This is a genomic window from Streptomyces sp. a15 (assembly GCF_059026085.1).
This window is the reverse complement of the sequence record NZ_JBWLKM010000281.1, coordinates 1-462: the sequence shown is the minus strand read 5'-3', so window position 1 is coordinate 462 and position 462 is coordinate 1. Positions and strand designations below refer to the sequence as shown.

Here is a 462-nt window from a genome sequence, read left to right as displayed (position 1 = left end):
AGGGCGGCTCCGGCGCCGATGGCCATGACGACCTTGAAGCCGTTCTCCGAGGGCAGGGGGAAGCCGCCGTAGTCGGTGGTCATCTGGGCGAGGATGACGCCGGCGATGGCGCTGGCGAAGCTGGTGCCCAGGGAGCGCATCAGGGTGTTGAGGCTGTTGGCGGCGCCGGTCTGGGTGGGGTCGACGGCACCCATGATCAGGGCGGGCAGGGCGCCGTAGGTGAAGCCGATGCCGGCGCCGATGATGCAGGAGACCAGGACGAGGTGCCAGACCTCGCTCATCAGCACGATGTTGAGGCCGTAGCCGGCGGCCACGATCAGCGCGCCGATCATCAGGGTGAGCTTGGGGCCCTTGGCCTTGGTGATGGCCGCGGAGACGGCGGACATGGCCATCATCACCAGGCCCTGCGGGGCGAGGACCAGGCCGACGGTGAGCATGGACTTGCCGAGGCCGTAGCCGGTG

At 69.3% G+C, this 462-nt stretch carries 1 protein-coding gene; it reads right to left on the bottom strand.

Annotation, left to right across the window (positions count from 1 at the left end):
* Positions 1 to 462: MFS transporter (locus tag AC5P09_RS52140; RefSeq protein WP_493880656.1), on the bottom strand; the 462-nt coding region annotated here is incomplete at both ends.